This window comes from Salipaludibacillus sp. CF4.18 (genome assembly GCF_051262595.1).
Classification (GTDB): Bacteria; Bacillota; Bacilli; order Bacillales; family Salisediminibacteriaceae; genus Salipaludibacillus; species Salipaludibacillus neizhouensis.
Genome location: NZ_JBIMEV010000155.1, coordinates 1 through 631, shown reverse-complemented (window position 1 = coordinate 631; position 631 = coordinate 1). Strand labels below are relative to the sequence as shown.

The window sequence follows — 631 nt, the reverse complement described above, 5'->3', positions numbered from 1 at the left end:
GTTAACCATAAGTAAACAAACAAAAAGGAGAGATTGATATGAAATTTGGGTATTTTACATTAACTGACAATCCACCTGTATATGGTAATGAACGAAAAGATTCGAATCAAATGATTACAGACCTAGTAGACCAATGTGTTTATGCAGAAGAACTAGGGTTTAATTCTGTCTGGGTTCCTGAGCATCATTTCAGTGCTCTAGGAGTATTGCCTTCACCATCAGTATTTTTATCACATGTAGCAGCAAAGACAAGTAAAATACAGTTAGCCCCGGCAACGGTTTTGTTACCGGCAAATCACCCGATTCGTATGGCTGAAGAATATGCACTACTTGATCTTTTAAGTAATGGTAGAGCAATTTTCTCAGCTGGAAGAGGATATGATAAACGTGAATATGATGTATTTGAAGTGGACTTTAATGATAGTAGGGATATATTCTTTGAACAGTTAGACATTATCAAAAAGGCATGGACGCAAGAGTCAATTTCTTATGAAGGAAAATTTTATAATTTCCCAGAGATTGAGATAACACCAACACCGGTACAAGATCCTCACCCTCCAATTTTTGTTGCAGCTTTCAGTGAACCATCTGTATTAAAAGCAGCAGAAATGGGTGAGAATGTAATTTTTGC

General features: G+C 36.5%; 1 protein-coding gene. It reads left to right on the top strand.

The annotated features are described in order from the left end of the window. Positions 1-38 precede the first annotated feature (38 nt). On the top strand, positions 39-631 hold a 593-nt coding region (locus ACHABW_RS25945), incomplete at its 3' end, for an LLM class flavin-dependent oxidoreductase (protein WP_435759929.1).